Source organism: Bartonella sp. AA89HNZF (genome assembly GCF_042196905.1).
Taxonomy (GTDB): Bacteria; Pseudomonadota; Alphaproteobacteria; order Rhizobiales; family Rhizobiaceae; genus Bartonella.
Genome location: NZ_JBHIRD010000085.1, coordinates 1 through 932, shown reverse-complemented (window position 1 = coordinate 932; position 932 = coordinate 1). Strand labels below are relative to the sequence as shown.

Here is a 932-nt window from a genome sequence, read left to right as displayed (position 1 = left end):
GATATCCATATTGCTGCTTCCGATATAGATGCCAAGGGTAATGTTGCTCTTGGCGCCCAAGGGGAGGTAACAATAGGGGTAAGAAACGATGAGATGGAATATCATCTTCGCACCAAAAACACGAAAGTGGATATGCAAGCCTCTCATGCGGTTGGCTCTTCGATAAAATCGGGAGGTGATACCACTGTCATTGCAGGGCAGGATGGCAAACCGCATGATCTTAGCATCACAGGCAGTTCCATTGCGGCTGATGGCAAGGTAGGGCTGAAAGCCAGCAACGATGTCCTGATCAATAATGCAGAGGATAGCTTACATTATGAGATGTCGTATAACAAAGAGGGTGGGGTGTTTAGTAGCAGCAAATCTGAGCATAACAAGATGGATGTGAGCCAAGTTGTGGGGTCAAGCATAACAGGGGGTGAAGGCATTGCCATTGATTCCGGAAACAACACGGAAGTTGTCGCCTCGACGCTCATAGCCGGTAAGGCAGAGGAAACGTCAGGAGAGAAAGCACTAGGAGATCAGAAAAAAGCGGATATTACTATTCACTCTGGGGGAAAGATTACTATCAAAGGCGCCCAAGAACACTTGGATCAGCAAGCACAATCGTCATCAAGTGGCTTTTTGCATGAGGAATCGTCCGATACATCTCAATCGCATACCACAACGGTCTCCTCTATCCTTGGGGCAACGGGCAACATTATCACGCAATCAGACAAAGAGACCACAATCACGGCTTCTCATCTGCTTTCCGGTCAAGATATCAATGTGAGCGGAGAAAGTGTGACGATTGATGGCATGACAGATCATCATAAAAGCCATTCAGAGGAGCATGAAACAGGTTTTGGTGTGGGATCAGGCAAGGGCTTTGTGTCGATATACGGGAGTGAGGGAAAGACAGAAAATGAAGAGAGTTTTGAGCATCAAGGTTC

At 47.1% G+C, this 932-nt stretch carries 1 protein-coding gene; it reads left to right on the top strand.

Annotated elements, in window-relative coordinates; translation table 11 throughout:
* The coding region (locus ACFIN0_RS09815) for a hemagglutinin repeat-containing protein (RefSeq protein WP_375702462.1) at positions 1-932 on the top strand (932 nt) is incomplete at both ends.